The 21,766-nt window shown below is 64.0% G+C and carries 17 protein-coding genes; 4 read left to right on the top strand and 13 right to left on the bottom strand.

Annotated features, from left to right (window positions below):
- Positions 1 to 870, bottom strand: an 870-nt coding sequence (locus tag C2U70_RS21715; protein WP_433960697.1) for an alpha/beta-hydrolase N-terminal domain-containing protein, incomplete at its 3' end; no start/stop codon positions are given.
- A gap of 137 nt (positions 871 to 1,007) precedes the next feature.
- On the opposite strand from C2U70_RS21715, the gene C2U70_RS21710 reads away from it, so the two are divergent.
- The 3 genes from C2U70_RS21710 to C2U70_RS21700 are packed head-to-tail and all read left to right on the top strand — an operon-like array spanning position 1,008 to position 5,274.
- Positions 1,008 to 1,670 (top strand): TetR/AcrR family transcriptional regulator, encoded by a 663-nt coding sequence (locus C2U70_RS21710; RefSeq protein WP_140980458.1) that lies wholly within the window; start codon positions 1,008 to 1,010, stop codon positions 1,668 to 1,670.
- Positions 1,667 to 4,360: a molybdopterin-dependent oxidoreductase gene (locus C2U70_RS21705; RefSeq protein WP_140980457.1), complete on the top strand. Its 2,694-nt coding sequence runs from the start codon at positions 1,667 to 1,669 to the stop codon at positions 4,358 to 4,360. Before C2U70_RS21710 ends, C2U70_RS21705 begins: the two co-directional genes overlap by 4 nt.
- Positions 4,357 to 5,274 carry an FAD binding domain-containing protein gene (locus C2U70_RS21700; RefSeq protein ID WP_140980456.1) on the top strand — a complete coding sequence of 306 codons (918 nt, stop codon included), beginning with the start codon at positions 4,357 to 4,359 and terminating at the stop codon, positions 5,272 to 5,274. The genes C2U70_RS21705 and C2U70_RS21700 overlap by 4 nt, the downstream gene beginning before the upstream one ends.
- A 24-nt stretch (positions 5,275 to 5,298) precedes the next feature.
- Here the strand turns inward: C2U70_RS21700 and C2U70_RS21695 are convergent, their stop codons facing one another.
- The 6 genes from C2U70_RS21695 to C2U70_RS21670 all read right to left on the bottom strand — a co-directional run bounded on the left by C2U70_RS21695 (position 5,299) and on the right by C2U70_RS21670 (position 14,839).
- Positions 5,299 to 5,688, bottom strand: coding sequence for a response regulator (locus C2U70_RS21695; protein ID WP_140980455.1), 390 nt, complete (start codon positions 5,686 to 5,688; stop codon positions 5,299 to 5,301).
- A 2-nt stretch (positions 5,689 to 5,690) separates the two neighbouring features.
- Entirely contained in the window at positions 5,691 to 8,828 is a 3,138-nt protein-coding gene (locus C2U70_RS21690; RefSeq protein ID WP_140980454.1) for a GAF domain-containing sensor histidine kinase, read from the bottom strand.
- A gap of 126 nt (positions 8,829 to 8,954) precedes the next feature.
- Positions 8,955 to 10,631, bottom strand: a complete 1,677-nt coding sequence (locus C2U70_RS21685; protein ID WP_283810396.1) for a thiamine pyrophosphate-requiring protein — start codon at positions 10,629 to 10,631, stop codon at positions 8,955 to 8,957.
- Positions 10,632 to 10,775: 144 nt separating this feature from the next.
- Entirely contained in the window at positions 10,776 to 13,223 is a 2,448-nt protein-coding gene (locus C2U70_RS21680; protein WP_140980452.1) for a tetratricopeptide repeat protein, read from the bottom strand.
- 77 nt (positions 13,224 to 13,300) lie between these two features.
- Entirely contained in the window at positions 13,301 to 13,750 is a 450-nt protein-coding gene (locus tag C2U70_RS21675; protein ID WP_140980451.1) for a hypothetical protein, read from the bottom strand.
- 54 nt (positions 13,751 to 13,804) lie between these two features.
- Positions 13,805 to 14,839, bottom strand: coding sequence for an AEC family transporter (locus C2U70_RS21670; protein ID WP_140980450.1), 1,035 nt, complete (start codon positions 14,837 to 14,839; stop codon positions 13,805 to 13,807).
- Positions 14,840 to 14,995: 156 nt separating this feature from the next.
- Here C2U70_RS21670 and C2U70_RS21665 point away from each other — a divergent pair, with 156 nt between their 5' ends.
- Positions 14,996 to 15,892: an MBL fold metallo-hydrolase gene (locus C2U70_RS21665; RefSeq protein WP_140980449.1), complete on the top strand. Its 897-nt coding sequence runs from the start codon at positions 14,996 to 14,998 to the stop codon at positions 15,890 to 15,892.
- Here C2U70_RS21665 and C2U70_RS21660 read toward each other — a convergent pair.
- The 6 genes from C2U70_RS21660 to C2U70_RS21640 all read right to left on the bottom strand — a co-directional run bounded on the left by C2U70_RS21660 (position 15,889) and on the right by C2U70_RS21640 (position 21,732).
- Positions 15,889 to 17,484 (bottom strand): MBL fold metallo-hydrolase, encoded by a 1,596-nt coding sequence (locus C2U70_RS21660; protein WP_140980448.1) that lies wholly within the window; start codon positions 17,482 to 17,484, stop codon positions 15,889 to 15,891. The genes C2U70_RS21665 and C2U70_RS21660 overlap by 4 nt on opposite strands.
- Positions 17,481 to 18,401 carry a ribose-phosphate pyrophosphokinase gene (locus tag C2U70_RS21655; RefSeq protein WP_140980447.1) on the bottom strand — a complete coding sequence of 307 codons (921 nt, stop codon included), beginning with the start codon at positions 18,399 to 18,401 and terminating at the stop codon, positions 17,481 to 17,483. The genes C2U70_RS21660 and C2U70_RS21655 overlap by 4 nt, the downstream gene beginning before the upstream one ends.
- A complete protein-coding gene (locus tag C2U70_RS21650) occupies positions 18,398 to 19,939 on the bottom strand; it encodes a thymidine phosphorylase family protein (protein ID WP_140980446.1) in 1,542 nt (513 codons plus the stop codon). The genes C2U70_RS21655 and C2U70_RS21650 overlap by 4 nt, the downstream gene beginning before the upstream one ends.
- Positions 19,940 to 20,036: 97 nt before the next feature.
- Positions 20,037 to 20,213, bottom strand: coding sequence for a hypothetical protein (locus C2U70_RS33110; RefSeq protein WP_186294398.1), 177 nt, complete (start codon positions 20,211 to 20,213; stop codon positions 20,037 to 20,039).
- A 248-nt stretch (positions 20,214 to 20,461) separates the two neighbouring features.
- Positions 20,462 to 20,698: a hypothetical protein gene (locus tag C2U70_RS21645; RefSeq protein ID WP_140980445.1), complete on the bottom strand. Its 237-nt coding sequence runs from the start codon at positions 20,696 to 20,698 to the stop codon at positions 20,462 to 20,464.
- A gap of 59 nt (positions 20,699 to 20,757) precedes the next feature.
- The gene (locus C2U70_RS21640; RefSeq protein ID WP_140980444.1) at positions 20,758 to 21,732 is read right to left on the bottom strand and encodes a Ku protein; all 975 of its coding nucleotides are present in this window, start codon (positions 21,730 to 21,732) and stop codon (positions 20,758 to 20,760) included.
- Positions 21,733 to 21,766 lie beyond the last annotated feature (34 nt).

Here is a 21,766-nt window from a genome sequence, read left to right as displayed (position 1 = left end):
ACACGGCGCAGGCGCGTGCTGCCGCTTGAGCTCTTCGAGCGCAAGCTTGGCACGCGCCTGCGCCGTGTCGCGGCTGGCCAGACCGACATAGACGCGCACGGGGTCACGCGCGGCCCGTCCCGTGATGGCACTGATCTCGGCTGCGGTCGGACCCGAGGCAATAAACCGGCGTCCCATGCGCCCGAGTTCCTTCCAATTCACCAGCGATGCCTTGCTTCCCGTCCGATCGGACGTGGTCGGCTGCGGCCGCTCGGGCTCGAACAAGATATCGAGTTCGCGAAAGGAGGAATCCAGCACGTTGAACGCTGTGCGGATCAGGACGTTGCTGGCGATCGACCAGAACAGCAGGCCGGCGACGAGCACGCCAAGAACATTGGCGACCTTCCGTGGAATGAAGCGCCGGCTGCGCGCGGCGAGGAAGCTCGTCACGAGCCTGAACAAACGTCCCAGCAGCAGGAGCGCAAAGAACGTGAGAAGCGCGATCGCGCAGACCTTGAAGGGATGGGCGCTTTCGACCGGCTCCATCTTCATCACAGTTCGGATTGAGTTCTGCCATTCCGCTGCGCGCCAGAGATAAATGACGACGACGGCCAGGCAGGCACCAGCGATCAACAGATTGGTCGTCGACCGAATGCGCTCGGACGGCTCGGGCAGTTCGAGGTAATGCCACAGCCAGCGCCAGAAGATGCCGGCGCCGTAGCCGATCGCAAAGCAGGCGCCGGCAAGTGCGCCTTGCGTGAGATAGCTCCGCGGCACCAGCGTCGGCGTCAGCGCCGCCGCGAAGAAGAGACCGCCCAGTACGATGCCGACGCCGGACAGCGACTGCATCTGCCGCCTGACAATCCGCACCGAATTCCCGACGACGCCCACTTGCGCGATTTCCTAAACGACACGGCCAACCGGTCGTAAGGCGACTATCGCACAACCGGCGCCGTTCTCAACCGGGGCAAGGCGTCCCTCACCAAATCGGGATTTGACATTTTTCCTGATTGTGTAAAGTTCGACAAATGGGACCGAAGACCCGCATTCTCGATGCCACCATGCTGGTGTTCCGCCGGCACGGCTTTCGCCGCTCCTCGATCGAGCAGGTGGCCGAGGCCGCCGGCCTGACGCGGCAGGCGCTCTATCATCACTTCGAATCCAAGGAAGCGTTGTTCCGCGCCGTCATCGCGCGCGTGCACGAGACCGCGATTGCCGCCGAAGAAAGTGCGATCAACGATGCGGAGAAGGCGGGGGCAGGCTTCGCCGACATTCTTGTCGCCGGCATGACGGCGCGGATGCGGGCCATGATCGGCTCCTTCGACGGTTCGCCGCATATCGAGGAGCTCTATTCCGAACACCTCGTGCATGGGCGCGACCTCTACCAGAAATTTTCGACGGTCTATGCGGAACGGCTGGTCGCGACGATCACGCGGGTCGCGCGCAAGCAAAAACTCGCGCTGCCGCAAGGCCTGTCGCCGGTCGAGTTCGCGCGTCTCGTCGAGATGGCGGTGCACGGATCGAAATCGCAGCACCCGGCGATGCAGCCTGTAGACGCGTTCTTGAAGGACATGGCGCTGATGGTGCGGACGCTCTGCGCGGGCGCCGTGCCGAGATCGCAGGACGCGCCGTCCGGCAAGGCCGGAATCAGAGCAAGATCGTCACGCAGCAAGGCTGGAGCACGTTCATGAGCACGACGACCATCAACGGCCGCGTCGAAACCCTGTCCGACGATCCCGACGCGATGCTGATCGACGTTGTGCGCGACCAACTTGGTCTCACCGGCACAAAACTCGTCTGCGGCGGCGGCGTCTGCGGCGCCTGCACCGTGCTCGTCGACGGCGTGCCGGTGACGAGCTGTCTGATGCCGGCGCGCGCCGTGGCTGGCAAATCTGTGACGACGGTGGAGGGCATCGGCGCTAACAATCTGCATCCGGTGCAGAAGGCGTTCATGGCGCATGACGCCCTGCAATGCGGCTTCTGCACGCCGGGTTTCGTCGTGGAGGCGGCCGCGTTCTGCGATCGCTGGCGCGCAGCGAACGCGAGCGCGGTGCCATCGCGCGAGGAAATCGCTGCTGCGCTGTCAGGCCATCTCTGTCGCTGCGGCGCCTATGATGCGATCTACCGTGCCGTGGCCGATGCCTGTGCCGGCCGCTTCGACGGCGAAAATTTTGCAAGTCCCCGCATCGAGGCGCGCGCCAAGGTGACGGGCGCAGCCAAATACACCGTTGACATCAAACATGACGGGCAACTCGAGGGCGTGATCTTGCGTTCGCAGCATGCGCATGCGCGCATCAGCGCGCTCGATCTGGCGCCCGCGCAGGCACTGCCCGGCGTCACCGTGGTGTCGCTGCTGTCCGAGGATCGCGTCGTGCGCTATGTCGGCGAACCGATCGCGGCGGTCGCGGCGAAGGACCGCCGAAGCGCGCTCGCCGCACTTGCAGCGATCAAGGTCACCAGCGAAAAACTGCCGGCGGTGATCGGGCTCGATGCTGCACGGAAGGAAGATGCGCCCGTGGTGTTCGATCGTTCCAGCCGCAAGAAGGCCGGCAACGTGTCGGAAGCGGCCGGTGGGCCCGCGCCATGGAAGCAAAACATCCGCGGTCCGACCTCGGTGTTTGCCAACCGCGCCAAGAAGGCGCGCAACTGGGTGAACGAGGCGCGTCAGGCCAGCAGCCCGCTACTGTTCGAAGGTACGTTCCGCACCGGTACGCAGCAGCATACCTGTCTCGAACCCCACGCCGCGGTTGCGCGTTTCGACGGCGACCGACTGACCGTGCACGCCTCGTCGCAATGGGTGGTGCATCTCAGGGATCAGCTCGCAAAGCGCTTCAAGCTTGAGCCCTCCAATATCCGCGTGATCGCTGACCATGTCGGTGGCGGTTTTGGCTCGAAGGCGAGCATCGGCACCGAAGCGATTGCGGCCGTCGAGCTCGCGCGCGCGGCGAAGGCGCCGGTGCGGGTGGCCTATGATCGTCATGAGGAATTGTCGGTGGCCGGCTATCGCCCCGCCGCCGAAGTGAAGGTCGCGTTGCTTCCCTCCGCGGAAGGCGGGCTGAAGGCCCTTTCGGTCATCGCGCATGCCGACACGGGGGCGGCGATCAACTCGACGATCGCGGGCCTGGCGCGGCTGATGTATCCCGCCGAGGCCAAGGAGCTGTCGGATTTCGACGTCATCAGCAACCTGCCGCCGGGGGCGGCGTTCCGCGGCCCCGGCGGTCCGCCGATGTCGTTCGCAGTGGAGCAGGCGGTCGATGAGGCCGCGCTGAGGCTCAAGATCGATCCGATCGCCTTGCGCAAGCGCTGGGATCCGGATCCCAACCGCCAGCGGCTTTATGACTGGGCTCTCGGGCTCGATACCTGGCGCGACTCTCGGCGCAATCGGCCAGCTTCGCAAACCGGCCGCTATCGCCGCGGCGTTGGTGTTGCGACCGGCTACTGGTTCTATCTCTGGCAGCCCAAGGTGAAGGTCGAGGTTGCAGTGAAGGGCGGACGCATCGTGGTGTCGACCGCGACGCAGGATATCGGCACCGGCATCCGCAGCGTGCTGGCCGATACGCTGGCACGCGAGTTCGATCTCGAGCCCGGTGAGATCGAGGTACGCATCGGCGATTCCGTGCTGCCGGAAGGTCCTGGCGCCGGCGGCAGCCGCGTCACAGCCTCTTTGATGCCGCCGACACTCCAGGCGATCGAGAAACTGAAGGCCGCGATCCTCGCCCAGGCCACGCGCAAGCCCGCGCCCGGCTCCAATGCGCCGTGGCGCGAGCTGATCGCGCGTTCGGCCGACATCGCCATCACGGAGACCCGCGGCGAAGACGGAAAGAACACGGCGCCCGGCGTCCGCTCACCGCTGAAAGACCTCGGGCTGCTCGGCATCATCTTCGGCTGGATGATGCGCCGCAACTCGAACATCGTGATCGGCGCGGGCGTGCCGAGCTCGGTGCAGGTGATCGAGGTCGAGGTCGACACCTGGCTCGGCCACGTGCGCGTGCTGAAGGTGCATACGGGGATCGCGGTCGGAAAGATTGCGGCGCCTCAGCTCGCGCACAACCAGGCCTGCGGCGCCGTCATCCAGGGGCTCGGCTACGCGCTCTACGAGGCGCGCGAGATCGATCCGCGCAGCGGCGACGTATTGACTGGCGGCATGGAGGATTATCGCATCCCCGGCATTGCCGACACGCCCGAGATCGGCGTGCATTTCGACGAGGGTGGATTCGATCACGTGGTCGGCAACAGCGTCGGCATCGGCGAGGTGGCGACGGTGCCGACGTCGCCCGCGGTCGCGAACGCGATCTTCGATGCGATCGGCGTTCGGCTGACCGAAATTCCAATCCGGCCCGATCGCATCGTCGCAGCGCTGAAGGGGAGGACCGCGGCATGAGCCCCTTGTCAGCAACCATGGATGCTGCATCCGAATTCCGCGCCGCCGGCACTGACATCTCGGAGCGCCGGCGCAGCGGCGTGTCCCGCGGACCCATCGTCGATCTCGCGGCCATATCAGGCACGATCGAGTGGGCTGCCGACGGCTCGGCCCGCATCGGCGCCTTCACCACGATCGCGGCAATCGCTGCCGACGCGCGCATCCGCGATGCCTATCCCGGTATCGCCGCGGCCGCACAGGGCCTCGCCACGCCGCAGATCCGGCATCTGGCAACGCTCGGCGGCAACCTCGCCCAGCGCTCCCGCTGTTGGTATTTCCGCAATCCGCAGATCGACTGTCTGAAGAAGGGCGGCTCGGATTGTCCGGCGCGATCGGGCAATCATCTCTATCACGCCGCTTTCGATCTCGGTCCCTGCGTGGCGCCGCATCCCTCGACCATGGCGATGGCGCTGCTCGCCTATGATGCGACCGTTGCGACGGACCGGCGCAACCGCTTGTCGATCCCCGATCTGCTCGGTGACGGCGGCAACGGCGCGGCAGATCATCTGCTTGCCCCGGGCGAAAAGATCGAAGCCATCGCGCTTCCCCTGCCGCAGGCGTCCGAACGCGCGCATTACAAGCGCGCCATCAGCCGCACCTATGCGGAGTGGCCGCTGGTCGAGATCTGCGCGCGCGCCGTGCTGTCCGGCGGCACTTTCCGCAATGTCCGCATCGCGGCCGGCGGGATTGCGCCGGTGCCGCTGCGGCTCACCGCCTGCGAAGCGGCGCTGGAAGGCAAGCCGGCAACTGCCGAGATCGTCGCGCAGGCCGCGCAGCTTGCGACGTCAGGCGCGAAGCCGCTGCCGATGACGGGCTACAAGCTCGAGCTCATGGTCGGTCTGGTGCGGGATGTGGTGGAGGGACTTGCGAAATAGGGAAACCCGTTCCGCAGAGTCCAGCTAGCCCGCCTGCGCCAACCGCGCGTCGATCTCCTCGCGCAGCAGCGCGAAATCGATCGGCTTGGTCAACAGCCCGGTCGCACCGCTTTCCAGCGCCTTGCGCTTGGTGTCCGTGTCGCCATAGGCCGTGATCATGATCACGGGCACCTCGGGGCGGATCTCCTTCACCTTCGGCAGCATCTCCAGCCCGGTCATCCCGGGCATGTTGATGTCGGAGAGGATCAGGATCAGCGACTGCCCGATATTGTTGGCAACACGGGCCAGCGCGTCCGCGGCCGAGTTGGCAAAATCCATCACGAAGCGTTGAGCGCGAAGATCGCGGCGAAATTGCTGGCGGAACAAGGCCTCCACATCGGGCTCGTCGTCCACCACGAGAACCATCACAGTCACGGCTAACCTCTGGTCTTGTCTGAAAAATTGCTTTTACGCGGCAATCGGATCGTAAACTCGGTAAACGCGCCCGGCAGAGTATCGACTTCGATCGTGCCACCATGTTGTTTCACGATGATGTCGTGGCTCATGGATAGACCGAGACCGGTGCCTTCGCCAGCGGGCTTGGTCGTGAAGAAGGGGTTGAACATCTTCTCCTGGACGTCCTGCGGGATTCCGGTGCCGTTATCGCGGATGCGGATCTCGACGGCGTCGCCGCGCGCCCGAGTCGTGGCGCTCAGCACAGGCTCGAAGCCACCAGCAGTTTCGCCGCGCCGCTTGGCGACGGCATAGAATCCGTTGGAGATGAGGTTCAGGAGCACGCGGGTGATCTCCTGCGGAAAAACCTCGATTGCTCCGGCCGCGGGATCGAGGTTCCGCTCGATCATGACATTGAACTGCGGCTTCTCGGCGCGTGCGCCGTGATAGGCGAGGTTGAGGCTCTCCTCGACCAGCGCGTTGATATCGGTCGGCCGGTGCTCGCCGCTGCCTTCGCGGGAATGCAGCAGCATGTTCTTGACGATGGAATCGGCGCGCTTGCCGTGCTGAACCACCTTTGCAAGGTTGTCCCTCAACAAACCGGTCAACTCGTCGACTTCGCCGCGGAGGTCGTCGGCGACGGTCGCGGAGGCGAGCAGGTCGTTGAGCTCGCCGGTGAGCTCGGCCGACAGCGCGGCAAAATTGTTGACGAAGTTGAGCGGGTTCTTGATCTCGTGCGCGATGCCGGCGGTCAGCTGGCCGAGAGAGGCGAGCTTTTCGGTCTGCACGAGACGATCCTGCGCGGCACGCAAATCGTCGAGGGATTGTGAAAGGTCGTCGGTCCGTTGCCGGAGTTCCCTGAGAAGCCGCGTATTTTCAATCGCGATCACGGCCTGTGCCGCGAACTGTTTCAGCAAGGTGATCTGTTTCTCCGAGAACGGTCGGTTCTCCTGCCTGAAGATCATGACGGTGCCGACCACGTGCCCGTCCCGGAGCAACGGCACCGCGAGCAGGCAGCGGGCGCCGCCGAGATCGACCAGCGCCCGTCGGTTCCGCTCTCCGGCGCGATAGGCGTCCGATTCGACCAGGTCGGCGATTTCGACGAACGTCTCACCTTGCAACAGGCGCGCGGGCGCGGTGGCTGGACCATAGTCGAGGGGCTGCATGCGCCGAAACTCATCGTAAGCCGGGGGCAGCCCATAAGTTGCCGCGGTGTGGAATTGTGCGCCGTCATAGGTGTTGAGCACCCCGAAACTGGCGCCGCAGAGCTGCATGGCCCTGCTGAGCATCGCCTCGAAGACCGGCGCGAGATCGCCGGCCGATCGGCTGATGACGCTCAGCACCTCCGACGTTGCGGTCTGCTGCTCCAGCGATTCCGTAAGCTCGAGCGTTCGCGCCTGCACCTGCTCGAACAGGCGAACGTTCTCGATCGCGATCACCGCCTGGTCGGAGAACGTCTGTAGCAGCTGCACGTGGTGATCGGTGAAAGACCCGGACTCGAGCCGCGTGACGCTGATCAGCCCGATCGGTGAACCATTGCTCATCAATGGCGCGAACAGCATGCTGCGAAAGCCGCGCGCCCGCGCGATCTCCTTGATCTGCGAGCCCGGAAGCGTCTCGATATCGGGGATCTGGACCGGCTTGCCGCCCTGCGCCAGCTTGAACGGTTCGAAGTTGTCGACCGGGCTGGGGAATCCCGCCTTCAGCACCTCATCGGCTTCAAAGCTCGTCGGCGTGAAGGCCGCCAGATGCGCGATTCCTTCGACGAACCGGAACACCGCCGTCGAAAAGCCGCCGATAAGCCGCTTGGCGCTGGTTGCGATCGCCTCGAACACCGGCTGGACGTCGGAGGGCGAGGAGGCAATTACCTTCAGGATGTCGGCCGTCGCGGTCTGCCGCTCCAAGGCTTCGCGCGTTTCGTTGAACAGTCGCGCGTTCTCGATCGCTATGACGGCCTGGTCCGCAAAACTCTGCTGCAGCGCCAGCTCTTCCGGTGTGAACGGCTGCGGCTTGTCTCGGTAGACGATCAGCGCACCGATCGCCTTGTCGTCGCGGCGCAGCGGCGTGCCGCACATCGTGCGGGTGCCGGCGGCGCGCGCCAGCGGCAGGCCCGGCCATTCCGACATCGAGGGATCTGTGTGGTCGAGATCGGGAATGTTGATCTGCTCGTTGCGGGTGATCACCTGGCCCGGCATGTTCTTGCCGCCGACGGTGATCTGGGTGAGGGGAACGGTCGTGCGGATATGCTGCGCGCTGGTGCCGACGCGGTAGGCTTCGCCCCATTCGCCGTTTTCCGCGAGTTGGATCGAGGTGCTGGGCGCGTCGAACAGCCGGGCGCTGGTCTCGGCGATCTGCTGTAGTGCACGGGTCGCATCGCCCGGCGAACTGGCAATGGTGCGCAGGATCTCGGCGCTTGCGTTCTGTCGTTCGAGTGCGCTCCGGGTCTGGTTGAACAGCCGCGCATTCTCGATTGCGATTGCTGCCTGATCGGCAAAGATCTGTTGGAGCGCCATCTCCTCGTCGGAGAATGGCTGGAGCCGATCGCGGTAGACGATCAACGCGCCGATCGCCTTGCATTCGCGGCGTAGCGGCGATCCCGACATCGACCGCGTCCCGCCGGCGCGCGCGAAGGGCAGGCCGGGCCAATCGGCAATCGCGGGATCGACATTGTCGAGATCGGGAACGTGGACCTGGCGGTTCTCGGCCACGATAACGCCGGGCATGTTGCGGCCGCCGATCTTGAGTTGTGAGTCCGGAACGCCGGCGCCGACACGCTGCGAGCTCTCGCCGACACGAATAGTTTCGGCCCAGCCGTCGCCCTCTGCGATATGAATGGTGGCGCTCGGCGCGCCGAACAGGCGGGCCGAGGTCTCGGCAATTTGGTGGAGGACGCGGCGGGCATCACCCGGCGCATTGGCGATGGCAGCGATAATGTCCGCGCTGGCATTGCGGCGGTCGCGCCAAACGTCGAGGGTGCCGCGCAGCCGCGCGGCTTCGTTCTCCGCCGCGACCTGGCGGGCCAGCGCCTGGTCGCGCTGGGTGGCACTCGCCTGCAACTTCTGCTCGAGCTCGGCAATTCTGGCTTTGAGCTCGGCCACCACGTCCTGCGGAAGGGCGGTCATTCCAAAAATCCAAGTGGCACGGTGCCTTAAGGGGCCGAGCCCAATCGCTGAAAGCCGGATTATTCCATCCTCGATCGGTCCCCGCCAGCGCTATCCTTGGGGTATCCGGGTGTCCTTTGGTACGGCTCAGGTCCCCGGCCGCGACACCTCGGTCTCCTTGCTGGTGATAAACTCCAGCAGCACCGGGACGCCTTCCCTGGTCTTCTGGATGCCGCGCCTGATGGCAGGGATGATGTCCTCCGGCTTTGTGACGCGCTCGCCATAGCCGCCGAAGGCCCGCGCCATCGCAGCGTAGTCGCCGGAAATATCGGTGGAGCGATATTTTTCGGTCGAGATCGAAATCACCTTGAGCTCGATCGCCATCGAGAAGTTATTGAGCAGGATCGACATGATCGGAATACGCTCGCGCACCGCGGTCTCGAAATCCATACCGGTGAAGCCGATCGCGGCATCGCCCCAGACGTTGATGCAGAGCTTGTCCGGCTTTGCGAGTTTTGCGCCCATCGCAAGCCCGAGGCCGTAGCCGAGCTGGGTCGTCTTGCCCCAGCCGAGATAAGAGAGCGGCTCGACCGCCTTCCAGAACGGCGAGAGCTGGTCGCGCGGGCTGCCGGCATCATGCGTGATGATGGTGTTGTGGATGTCGACGGTATGCTGGAGATCCCAGAGCACGCGGTAGGGATTGAGCGGCGCGTCATTGTGGGTGAGCTTGGGCATCCATTTTGCCAGCCACTCCTTGTGCGAGGCGGCGATCTCGGCGGCGACTGCGGATGCGTCGCGGTTCGCGGTGACGGTCTTGCCGATCTCCGCCAGCAGCGCATCGAGCACGAGGCCGGCATCGCCGATCAGGCCGATCTTCGCCTCGACATCCTTGTTGAGATGGTTCGGATCGAGCGTGGAGTGAATGATGGTCTTGCCCTTCGGCATCGCCACGCCAAAGCTGGTTTCGGTGAAGGAGCAGCCGATGCCGAAGATAACGTCCGCCTCACCTAAGAATTTTGGCACCGCGCGCGGCATCGCGACGCCGCCTGAGCCGAGCGAGAGCGAGTGCGTTTCGGGGAACGACGATTTGCCCCCCAAGCTGGTGACGACGGGGATCGCGAGCCGTTCGGCGAGCTGCTTCAGTTGCGGCCAGGCCTGCGCGTAATGCACGCCCTGACCGGCATAGATCACAGGGCGCCTGGCGTTGACGAGCAGGCTTGCCGCCTCCTTTACATGGACGGGGTCGGCGCCGTAGCGGGTGCGCAGCACCGGGGTGTAGTCGAGCGGCTCCGGCACCTCCTCGTTCCACATGTCGGCGGGGATTTCGACGATGACAGGCCCGCCGCGGCCGTTCTTCAGTTTTGTAAAGGCGCGGCGAAAGATGTTGGCGACTTCAGGAGCCAGGATGATCGGCTCGGACGACTTCGAGAACGGCTTCATCGCCTCGGAAGAGTTGAAGTTCGGCTCGATATGCGCAAGGCGCCGCTGATAGCCCATCGGCAGCACCAGCACCGGAACGGATTCGCCAAAGCATTGCGCGACGCCGCCCATGGCGTTCTCGGCGCCGGGCCCGTGCTGCATGCAGAAGGCGCCGATCGAACGACCCGAGGTGACGCGGGAGATCGCATCCGCCATGTGGATGCCGATGCGCTCCTGCCGCACCATCACCGGGCGGATGTCGGCCTTGGCCGCAAACTCGATCAGGTGGTTGACGGGATAGCCGCAGAGGATCTCGATCCCCTCGCGCCGCATGATTTCCGCAATCGCAGTGCCGAGCTTCATGGCGTCTCTCTCCCCTGGCGCGGGCCGGTTGGTCCGGTCGATTGATGCAGAGAGGATCAGGAATTTGCGGAAGCGTAAAGCACGCGCGGCCGCGTGTCGCGGTAGGTCAGCTATGCAGCGCGTCCTCGCGGGCGGTTAATTTATGCTCGGTACGGCAGGACGAGCAGATCATGCAACAAATGCTCTTTACCTGTTCGGTGGGTACGCGGATATCAACATTGCTGCCTCCTGCGCCGCTGCGAGGGCCTCTTGCTTGCGTCCAAGTCCCGACAGTATATTGAACAGATTGTTTAGCGACATCGCTAAATCCGGACTGAAGGCCATGGGCTCGGTGCTGGCGAGCCCACGATAGAGATCGGTTGCCTCGCGCGCAGCACCGAGCGCCTGCTCCGGCATTCCGACTCTCCAGAGAGCATTAGCGAGATTGTTCAGCGACATCGCAAGGTCCGGCTCGAACGCTGTGGGTCGAAAATCAGCGAGTGAGCGATAGACATGCGCAGATTCCTGAATCGCGGCCAGCGCTTCCTCCGGGCGTCCAAGCTCTGATAGCAAGTAAGCCAGATTGTTCAGTGAGGCGGCCAGCTTCGGTGCGAACGCTTCCGGCCGCGCGTCCGCAAGTATGCGATGGACATGGGCCGCTTCTTGCACCGCCGCGAGCGCTTCCTCTTTGCGTCCAAGCTTCGACAGTGAATGGGCTAGATTATTCAGCGAGCCAGCCAGGTTTGGCGCGAACGCCTCGGGCCGCGCATTGGCGAGCGCCCGGCGAATTTTCACTGCCTCTTGCGCTGCCGCGAGTGCGTCCTCCCAGAGTCTGAGCTCCGACAGCACAGTGGCGAGATTGTTTAGCGAAGTTGCCAGATCCGGTGTGAACGCGTCGGGCCGCTTGCTGGCTAGCTCGCGCCGCAGCTCTACTGCCTCTCGCGCCGCTGCGAGCGCTTCCTGTTTGTGTCCAAGGTCCGACAGCCCATTGGCGAGGTTGTTCAGCGAAGTCGCAAGAAACGGTGTGAATATTTCGGGCGTCGCGTCGGCGAGAGAGCGATAGAGTTCGACAGCTTCCTGCGCAGCCGCATAAGCTTTCTCCCGGTGCCCAAGCTCTGACAACACATTGGCCAGATTTGTCAGTGAGCCGGCCAGAGCCGACGCAAAGATCTCTGGCTCTGCCTCGGAGAGGACGCGATAACGATCGGCTGCCCCCTGCGCGGCCGCAAACGCTTCTTCTTGGCGTCCGAGCGCAGACAGATAGCTTGAAGCATTACTGTAGTAGAGTGCAGCATACGCAGGATTCTCACTCGCCTCGGCTAAGATTAGCGCGACGCGAGTAGCAAAATTCGCTCCCCAAAAAGGAACGTTAGCTTCCGCCAGGTCTGCAAACTGAACCGCGAGTGTCGGCTCTTGAGCAAGCATCTCTTCCAACCGCTGGTCGAGCGGGTGCAAGCCTACGTCGCCGCGTAACGTATGCAGGTCATACAATACTCGCGCCAAGCGATTGCCGAATGAACTGGCATTCTCGTGCAGCGCAATGGATAACCACTTGGTCAGACCTTCGCGCCCTTGCGGAACGATGCTGAAAAGCGCAAGATCGAGAAACGCCGCCGCAGGCGCGTCAGGCTCAAGTCGAGCCAGTCGACCATTCCTCCACCACGGGGTCAGTGCGAGCGTCTCGACTGCATCTCCTGTTTGCTCACATGCTCCGCTCTCAGTCAGCTTTCGCACTGCTGCTTCATTGAGCCCATCGCCCAAGACTCCAAGCGCAAGCAAATTTTCGAGGCCGTTTCGACCAAGCCCCAATGACTCAGACATCGGGCGCACGCGGTCAATTTCGCGCTGCCCAAGATTCTTCAGCAGCTCTCCTCCACCGATGCTGAAAGCCGCCTTGGGCGAGAGGACAGCGTGGATAGCAGCGGAAGTGGCATAAAGCGGCAACCGATGCATTGGAGAAGCTTCAAGCCATGCTCCCGCTGATTGAAGAGCTGGCGCCGGCCTTTTGGCCAGTTTGGCGAATTTTGCGGTTGCTTCTTCGATAAGCTTGAGACCACTCGCAACATCAAGCGGCGCGGCTGCAGCGATCTCGTGTCGACCAAATCGCCCCTGGAGGATTGTCGTTTCGCCTTCCCACTGTGCAAATGACCTCCGCGACACGAAAAGAACCCGAAGCGGGTAGGGCGCAGTCTTGCGTTCGGCTAATTCCTTTAGAATAGCTTTTGTGCGGTCGGGCTGCTCCTCGGGATAGTCAATGACAAGAAATAGGCCCTTCTGTCCGATTTTGAATTTGAACCTGTCCCGATGTCTTGGAAGGAAGCCTGCAGTCCATCTTCTATCACGCAAGATGGCCGCCGCCGCAGCGGCAAGCCGCGTTTTGCCTGCGCCGCCTTCGCCCGTAATCAGCCGCGCACTCGCAGTCTTCGAGCCGCTCTCCGCCCATTCGAGGATACGACGCAAGTCCTCATCGCGACCATGGAGAGTCTCGACGAGACGGTAGTTCCAGGTCAAAAGGCTGAAGAGATTTGGTTCTCCGTCATCCAAGGCGTCCGAGGGCTCCAGCCAATCGAGACTCGGCTCGCTCTCGGCCATCTGCTCAAGCCCCAGCGCTGAAGCTTGGAGCTGGAATGCGCCTTCTCCGACAAAGACAGCCACGTTCAGATCGCGACCGACGTCGGCCTGTCCAATCTGGGCCCCTGCGATTGAAGCGGTAACAGCCCGGGACCTGTCGGCTACCGCTTGGATTCCCCCACGTTCGATACCTCGGCCGTGAAAGCTCCCGTTGTTTTTGCCGTGCCAATCTTCATGCCGGTGCCGCCCTGAACGTCTGTTGCCTTCAGCGCGATGCTGGCGGCCTCAATTTGTTGGACGTCGATGCCGATGGGATTGGCTTCCGCCGCCTTCCGGAGGGCCTCGTTCAGCGCCAACACTAATGCTTTGATTTCGGTTCGGACCTCAGGGGGTTGCCGGTTGATCTCTTCCGCTACGATCAGTTGCCGTCCTTTGGAATCGGGGTCTTTCTCAAGAGCAGCCAAATCCGTACCGGACCACTCTGCAATCTTGCTCTTAAGTCCCGCGTAAGCGTCCTTGATGACTTCACCAACGCCCGCCTCAAGTGCCTTCTTTGCTGCAATACTAAGCGCCGAGACGGCCAGACTGCCAATCGTCAAAGGATCAGTCATAAATGCGCTCCGTCGATGAAAAAATGGAATTAGGGTAATGGTTTAATAGACCAACTATATGCAGTTTTTCCGCCCGTGTCGCGTGTTATTGTCAAACGTGCAACTTGGCGCTAGGAGGCCAACTTGCGTGGCCATGCGCGCCGCAGTTACCTCGCGCCCGGCCACAAGTCCGGACAGCAGATACAGCGCCACCAGCAGTGTTCCCACCGACAGCGCCGTGGTCATCGACACCGTGGCCGCGACCAGCGGCTCCTCGACCTCGTGCTCGTGCGCCAGAACATACACGGTCTTGGCGGTCGGCACGGCGGCGCAGATTACGGCGGCGACGGTGTAGAGCGAATTGAGGCCCGAGATCACGCAGAGCCCGTAGACGACCAGCGGCATGATCACGAGCTTGACGACCGACAACGCGATCGAGGTCGTGAGGTGCGCCCGCAGGCCTTCGATCGACAGGCCTAGCCCGATGGCAAACAGCGCGCAGGGCGTAAGCGCGGCCGCGATGATGTTGAGATAGGCTGCAACCGGCGCCGGGATCGGCAGGCCCGCGATCGCCCAGGCAAGCCCGATCAGCGTCGACAGCAACATCGGATTGAGCAAAATCTGCTGCACCAGTCCGCTCGACGATGCGGACGGTTCGCGCTTGCCGTTGCGTTCCAGCAGAATGACCGTGATCGGAAACATCACGGCTGCGACGAATACGGTGGCCACCGCAGCCGGCAACACGGCAGGCTGGCCGTAGATCGCGTGCAGCACCGGGAGCGCCACGAACCCGGTATTGGTCATCGCAGCCGTCATGCCATAGATCGTGCTGGAAGCAAGGTCATGCTTGCCGCTCGTGCGCACCGCCAGGAAGACGAGCGCAAAGCAGATCAGCGAGCCGCCGCCGAAGGCGAACAGAAACCGCCATTCCAGCAGATTGCGGGCCGGCTCCTGCGCGATCGTGACGACCAGCAGCGCCGGCATCGCCACATTGTAGGCAAAATGCACCAGTCCCGTGGCGAGTGAGCGGGAGAGATAGCCGACCGAGCCGGCGAGCCAGCCGGTGACGATGATCGCGAACACGGGAAGGACCAGGCTGACGACTTCCATACCCCCATTCCCCAAATTGCCCACGCGTCGACGATACATCAGATAGCATGTTACTCTGGCGATGTATCGTCGTCACCGTTCAACCTGGCCGCGCCGTCATGACCTGCCAATGGTCGAGGAAAAGGCGCGACCGCTAACGGAAGGAGAGGAGCCGTCATGCGTTTTCCGCTCGGCGAGGCGATCGTGGACATCATCGTCGATGATGACGATTTTTCCATGCCCGTCTCTGATTTCTTTCCCGACCGCGATCCGGAGCTGATCAAGAAGCACCGCGGCGTCCTGGAGCCCGATTTCCTCGATCTCGCCACGGGCATGGCCAGATTCGCGATCCAGAGTTTTGTGCTGCGGACCGCGACGATGACGATCCTGATCGACAGTTGCCTCGGCGAGGGCAAGGACCGTCCCGAAATTCCCGTCTGGCATCAGCGGCGCGGCAGCGGCTTTCTCGACCGGTTGCGGCGGGCCGGCGTCGATCCCGCGAGCATCGATCTGGTGTTCTGCACCCATCTGCATATCGATCACGTCGGCTGGAACACGCAAAGCGAGAACGGCCGCTGGGTGCCGAGCTTTCCCAATGCGCGCTATCTCTTCGGTCGCAACGAATTGAACGACTGGCTGGATCAGCTCAGGACGGGCCGCGCTTTGCCGTTGCACGCGCGCGGGCTCGAAGACAGCGTCATTCCGATCGTCGAGGCGGGCCGCGCCGATCTCGTCGATGATGGCTATGAACTGGGTCCGGGGCTCCGGCTCCTGCCGCTGCCGGGGCATACCAGAGGACAGATGGGTGTCGCGGTGGATTTCGCGCAAGCTCGCGCACTGTTCTGCGGCGACGCCGTACACAATCCGCTGCAGATATATCAGCCGGGCCTGTCGACCGGGACATGCGTCGATCCCAAGGTGGGAGGCGAGACGCGGCACAAGATCTTCGCCGAGGCCGCCGACAACGGCCGGCTGCTCGTTCCCGCCCATTTTCGTGGCCAACGCTGCGCGCATATCCACGCGGCAGGCGACAGCTACGAACCGGTGTTCGATGTTCGACCTGGTGAGTCCTAACTGCCGTCCGCCAGCGCTCGCCGCAATCGCCGGATGATGACGCCGCGGGCGCGGTCGTCGGCGGCGGCGCCGATCTTGTCGTTGATGTCGAGCATCAGCTCCGACATCTCGTTGTGCCAGTCGAGCTGCGTGACGGCCTCGTTCGCCAGCCGGCGCCGATGATCGACGTCGAGCACGCGTGGCTCCGCGGTTGAGAGCTCGTAGATGTCGTCCAGCACCGGCTGATAGATCCTTGCCGCCGGGATGATCCGCTCGGACACGCGCATCGCGAGGCCTGCAATGGCGTCCTGTTCGCCGTGCACAAGGAACAGGCCGCGCGCGATCGGACGGCGCGCGGCGATCCACTGCGCCATGCTGGCGCCGTCGGCATGCCCCGAATATTCGTCGATCATGCGAATGCGCGCAGCGACCCTGATCTCCTCGCCCTGGATCCGCACCGCCTTGGCGCCGTTCTGCAGGAAACGGCCGAGCGTGCCGTTGGCCTGGAAGCCGGCGAGCAGCACGGTCGCGCGCTCGTTCCACAGCCAGCGCTTCAGATGATGGCGGATGCGGCCGGCGTCGCACATGCCGCTGGCGGCGATGACGATGTGAAAGCCCGTCAGCCGCATGATCGCCTTGCTCTCGTCCACGGTCTCGGTGAATTTGAGATGCGGCGAATTGAGCAGGCGATTGACGTCGACGGTGGGATCGAGGCTTGCCGCGTGCGCGCGAAACACCTCGGTGGCATGGATCGCGAGAGGCGAGTCCAGGAAGATCGGCGCCGCCGGAACCTCGCCGCGCTCCATGAGGTCGACGAGATCGACGATCAGCTCCTGCGTCCGCTCGACGGCGAAGGCGGGGATAAGGAGGGCGCCCTTGGCCGCTGCGGCGTCGCGAACTTCGCTGGCGAGATGCTGGCGGCGCTCTTCCGGTGTTGTGACCGCGCGGACGCGGTCGCCATAGGTGGCTTCCGAGATGACGTAGTCGAGATCCGATGGTGCCTCCGGATCGGGCTGCAGCAGCTTTGCTTCTGGGCCGACGTCGCCGGAGACCAGCACGCGCAGCGGCCGCGCGCCGTTCGCGCCGGCGAATTCGAGCTCGATCGAGGCGGAACCGAGCAGATGCCCGGCGTTCCAGTAGCGGGCGCGGACGCCTGATATCACCCCGACCCAGTCTTCATAGGCGACCGGCCTGAACGATTGCAGCGCGGCGATGGCGTCGGCCTGGGTGTAGATCGGCGTGACGTCCCTGCGCCCACGCGCCGCATTGCGCCGGTTGAGCGCGGCGACCTCGGATTCCTGGATGCTGCCGGCGTCGGGCAGCATGTAGGAGCAGAGATCGATGGTGCCACGCGTGGCAAGGATCGGCCCCTCGAAGCCGCCGCGGACGAGTTTCGGCAGGAGGCCGCTGTGATCGATATGCGCATGGGTCAGCAGCACCGCGTCGATGTCGGCGGGCCGGAACGGAAAGGCGCCGTAGTTCAGCTCCTTCAGCGTCTTCTGCCCCTGGAACAGGCCGCAATCGACCAGGAAGCGACCGTGCGCGGTCTGGAACAGATAGCTCGAGCCGGTCACGGTGCGGGCGGCGCCGCAAAATCGAACGGTCACGCTCATGTCGTTGTCTCCGGCGGATGGGGTGCAGTCAGTTCGCGCTGCAGCGCTGCGGCAAGAACGGCGTCGAGCGCAATCGCATTGGTCGGATGCGGCACGCTGTCGGTCGAACGGATGGAGCGAATACCGGCGTCGGCGAAGGTCTTTACCATCTCGGGCGGAAACAACGCATGCGTCACGACGGCATCGACGCGGCTTGCGCCGAGCGCCGTCAGCGTCCTGGCCGCAACCATCAGCGTTCCGCCGGAGGAGACGATATCGTCCACCAGCAGCGCCGGCCGCCCTGCGATCCGGTCGCGGTCGGTGAATGCGATGTCGACGGAACGATCTCCGCGACGCGTCTTGCGCGCCACCATGTGCTGCAATCCGAGCCGGCTGGCGAGATCGCTGACCCACGGCTCGGATTCTGCGTCAGGCCCGATCAGCATCGTGGCGGGATCGACGCCGGCCTCGGCCAGCGCGGTTGCCATCGCTGGCATCGCGGACAGGTTCTCCGCCTCGATCCCCGGAAATACCGCGCTGATGTCCGGTGTGCGGTGCAGATGCGCGTCGACCGTGACGATGCGATCCATGATCGTCGCAAGCAGGCGCCCGATCGCGCGTTGGCTGACGGCTTCGCCGGCGTGAAACGCAATATCCTGGCGCATGTAGCACAGATAGGGCGCGACCAGGACCAGCCGCTTCGCGCCGTTGCGTCGCAGCGCTTCCGCCGCAAACAGCAGCGCGATCAGCTTCTCATTGGGCTGGTCGAGGGAAGCATGGAGGATCGTCGTGGGTGCCGCGGGACCGACGGTGACGCGCAGCTCGCCGTCGGGGAAACGGTGAAGGCTGATCTCATGACAGGGAAGCCCGAGCCGCGACGCCAATCGCCTCGCGGCGTCGCCGCCGAACGGCAGGCTTTGGAAGGCGATCCCGCTCACGGCGCCGTCTTGTCCTGGGAGGCCTCATGGCCGTTGATCGAATAGCCTGATGCGGCAGCCGTCGCACTCGCCGCGAGATCGTGCTCCGGACGGTCGAACGTATAGACGCGGTACAGCGGCTCGCCCTGCTCGACACGGTCGCCGATCTTCTTGAACAGGCGGATGCCGGCGCCCTTGTCGACCGGCGCACCGGCGGTGCGCGCCAGCCGGTTCAGCCGCAGGCAGTCGATGGCGGACACCACGCCGTCGCGCGTCGCCTTGACGTCGAAGGCGAGGTGACCGAGTGTGGTCGCGCATTTCGACGGCCCCTGCGCGTCGATGATCTTCTGCATTTGCTTCATCGCCGCGCCGCTGTCGAGCAGCTCGCGCGCCCGTGCATAGCCGGTGCCGCCGCGCAGTTGCGGATCACAGTCGAGCAGATGCGCGGCGAGCCGCAGCGATTTCTCGCGCAGGTCGCGCGGCGCGTCCGGTTCGTTGCCGAGCACCGCCATCACGTCATTGGCCTCGAGCACCGGACCGATGCCGGTGCCGATCGGCTGGCTGCCATCCGTCGTGATGACCTCGATGCTGCGGCCAAAACGGTCGCCGACGAATTCAAACAGCTTTCGCAGCCGCATCGCCTCCGTCGCGCTTGTCACCTTGGCGGTCGGCCCGACCGGAATGTCGATCAAGAGATGCGTCGAGCCTGCCGCGATCTTCTTCGACATGATCGAGGCGACCATCTGCTCGCGCGTGTCGAGGCTCAGGGGACGCTCGACCGAGATCAGGATATCGTCGGCGGGCGACAGGTTCACGTGCCCGCCCCAGATCATGCAGCCGTTGCAGGCCGCAACCACCGTCTTCATCTCCTCGACGCCGATATTGACGCGCGCCAGCACTTCCATCGTATCCGCTGTGCCGGCGGGCGAGGTGATGGCGCGGGAGGACGTCTTGGGGATGGTCAGGCCGTGGGCGGCCACGATCGGCACCACGATCATCGAGGTGCGGTTGCCGGGAATGCCGCCGATGCAGTGCTTGTCGACGACGATCTGTGACGGCCATGTCAGTTGCGTGCCGGCCTCTGCCATCGCGCCGGTCAGGGCCAGCAGCTCATCGGATGTGATGAAGCTCGCCGATCCGATCAGGAAAGCGGCGATCTCCATGTCCGAGTAGCGATAATGGGCGAGGTCGTCGATCACGGCGCCGATCTCGGCGCGGCTCAAGGTCTGGCCGCGGATCTTTGCGCGCACCGCCTCCATGCTGTCCGGCGCCGCAGCCGGCGTCACCGTGACGAGGCTGCCGACGGGCTGGGCGAAACGGCGGAACGCAGGCTCGGACAGGCCGATCTCGTCGGGCCCGGCCAGCGCGTCATCATCTGTGATCAGCAGGGTTGCGAGCAGCGTCCGGGAATCGCAGCGGAGCTCGACGCGGCTGAAACCGCGAAAAATGTCCGCGCGCAGCGCCTTCGACTGCCTGGAGATGACGATGACGTTCTCGCGGCCGGTGTCGAGATGGACGCGTCTTGTCTTCAGTTGTGGGCGTGAAAGGTCGGAATTCATGAGCGGACCGGCTGAATGCAGCCCCGCATTGGTAGCGGCTGCGGCCGGCCGGTCTCTTGACCCAGATCATGGCTTGCCCCGCGATCGGGTACGCGGCTTACGCCGTGGGCGGTTGTCCGAGCTTGGTTCGGCGCTTCAGCACGGCGGCCAGCCGTCCGACGAAATAGCTCACGACATGCGGCTGCGATCGCGCCGCATTGTCGGCGGCGCGCTCTTCCTCGGCCGTGTCGTTCACGATGCCGATGTAGTTCCTTCTCGTGTCTTGCTGCTGCACGAAACCTTGCTCCAACGCGGCCGACCATGCTGCGCGGACAGGCAATCGAAGGTTAATTTAGTCTTCCGTAGGATTACCGTGGCGCAGCATCGCGGCCGCGCGAAATGCGAGCGTTCACAGGGCCAGCGTGCTTAACGAAGCGTTGACGCTTCCCGTCAACATCGTGGCCACGTCGCTGAATAGACGGAGCGTTTCGAGCGAAGTGGATACCGGTTCCCATCAAGACAACGCGTCAGGCTTAAGCCACGCTATTTGCCGCGGCGCTGTTCGTTCAGCGCGCGCAGCATGCCGATGCGGGCAAACAGCAGCCAGCCGCCGCCGGTCTCCGCCGCGTTGATCAAATTCTCGATCGCGACCTGCCAGCGCGCCTCGTGCTGCTCGGCTGCGCTCAGTTGCATGACGTAGTCGGCCGCCTGCTGGAGCGTGCGCAGCTTGCGCCCGCCGGGCAGGGGGATCGGGTCGTCGAACGGCGTCGACCAGGGCATGTCAGGCCGGGCGATGCGCTGAGAGGGACATCACGAATGCGTCGCCCGCAGGTTTGCCGCTATCCGGCCTTCCTGCCGCGCGCCGGCGCACGCACCGGCTTGTCGGCCTTCTTCGGCGGGGCCTCTTTGGCGGTTGCGGTCTTGCCGCCCTTGCCGGCGATCGGCAGCAGCATCTCGCGCTGGCCTGCGATGCGCTTCTTCGGCTTCTTGGCCTTCTCGGCTGCCTTGCCGTTCGCCTTTGCTGCCGGCGCGGCGTCCTTCTCGGTCGCAAGACTCTTCTTGAGCGCGTCCATCAGATTGATCACGTTGCCGGTCGTCTTCGGCGCGGCCTTGGCGATCGGAAGGCCGTTGCGCTTCTTGTTGATGAGGTCGATCAGTGCGGTCTCGTAGTGATCCTCGAACAATTCGGGCTCGAACGCGCCGGACTTCTTCTCGACGATGTGCTTGGCGAGGTCGAGCATGTCCTTGGTGAGTTTGACGTCCTGGATGTCGTCGAAATAGTCCTTTTCGCCGCGCACTTCGTAGGGGTAGCGCAGCAGCGTGCCCATCAGGCCGTTGTCCAGCGGCTCCAGCGCGATGATGTGCTCGCGGTTAGTCAACACCACGCGGCCGATCGCCACCTTGTCCATGGTCCGGATGGTCTCGCGGATGACCGCGAAGGCGTCATGGCCGACCTTGCCGTCCGGCACGAGATAATAGGGGCGGATCAAATAGCGGCTGTCGATGTCGGCCTTCGGCACGAACTCGTCGATCTCGATCGTGTGCGTGGAGTCGAGCGCGATCTCGTCGAGCTCGTCCTTGGTGACCTCGATATAGGTGTCGGTGTCGACCTTGTAGCCCTTGACGATGTCTTCGGAGGTCACCTCGTCGCCGGTCTCGGCGTCGACCTTGAGGTACTTGATCCGGTGGCCAGTCTTCTTGTTGATCTGGTTGAAGGACACCTTCTCGGTATCCGAAGTGGCCGGGTAGAGCGCGACCGGGCAGGTCACGAGCGAGAGGCGCAAAAAACCCTTCCAATTGGCTCTGGGGGCCATGGGTTACTCCAAAACGCGTTACTCAAAACCAACA

The sequence above is a fragment of the Bradyrhizobium guangdongense genome, from assembly GCF_006483445.1.
In the GTDB taxonomy this organism is placed as follows: Bacteria; Pseudomonadota; Alphaproteobacteria; order Rhizobiales; family Xanthobacteraceae; genus Bradyrhizobium; species Bradyrhizobium guangdongense_A.
The sequence above is the reverse complement of the archived record's forward strand: the minus strand, read 5'-3'. Positions and strand labels throughout refer to the sequence as shown.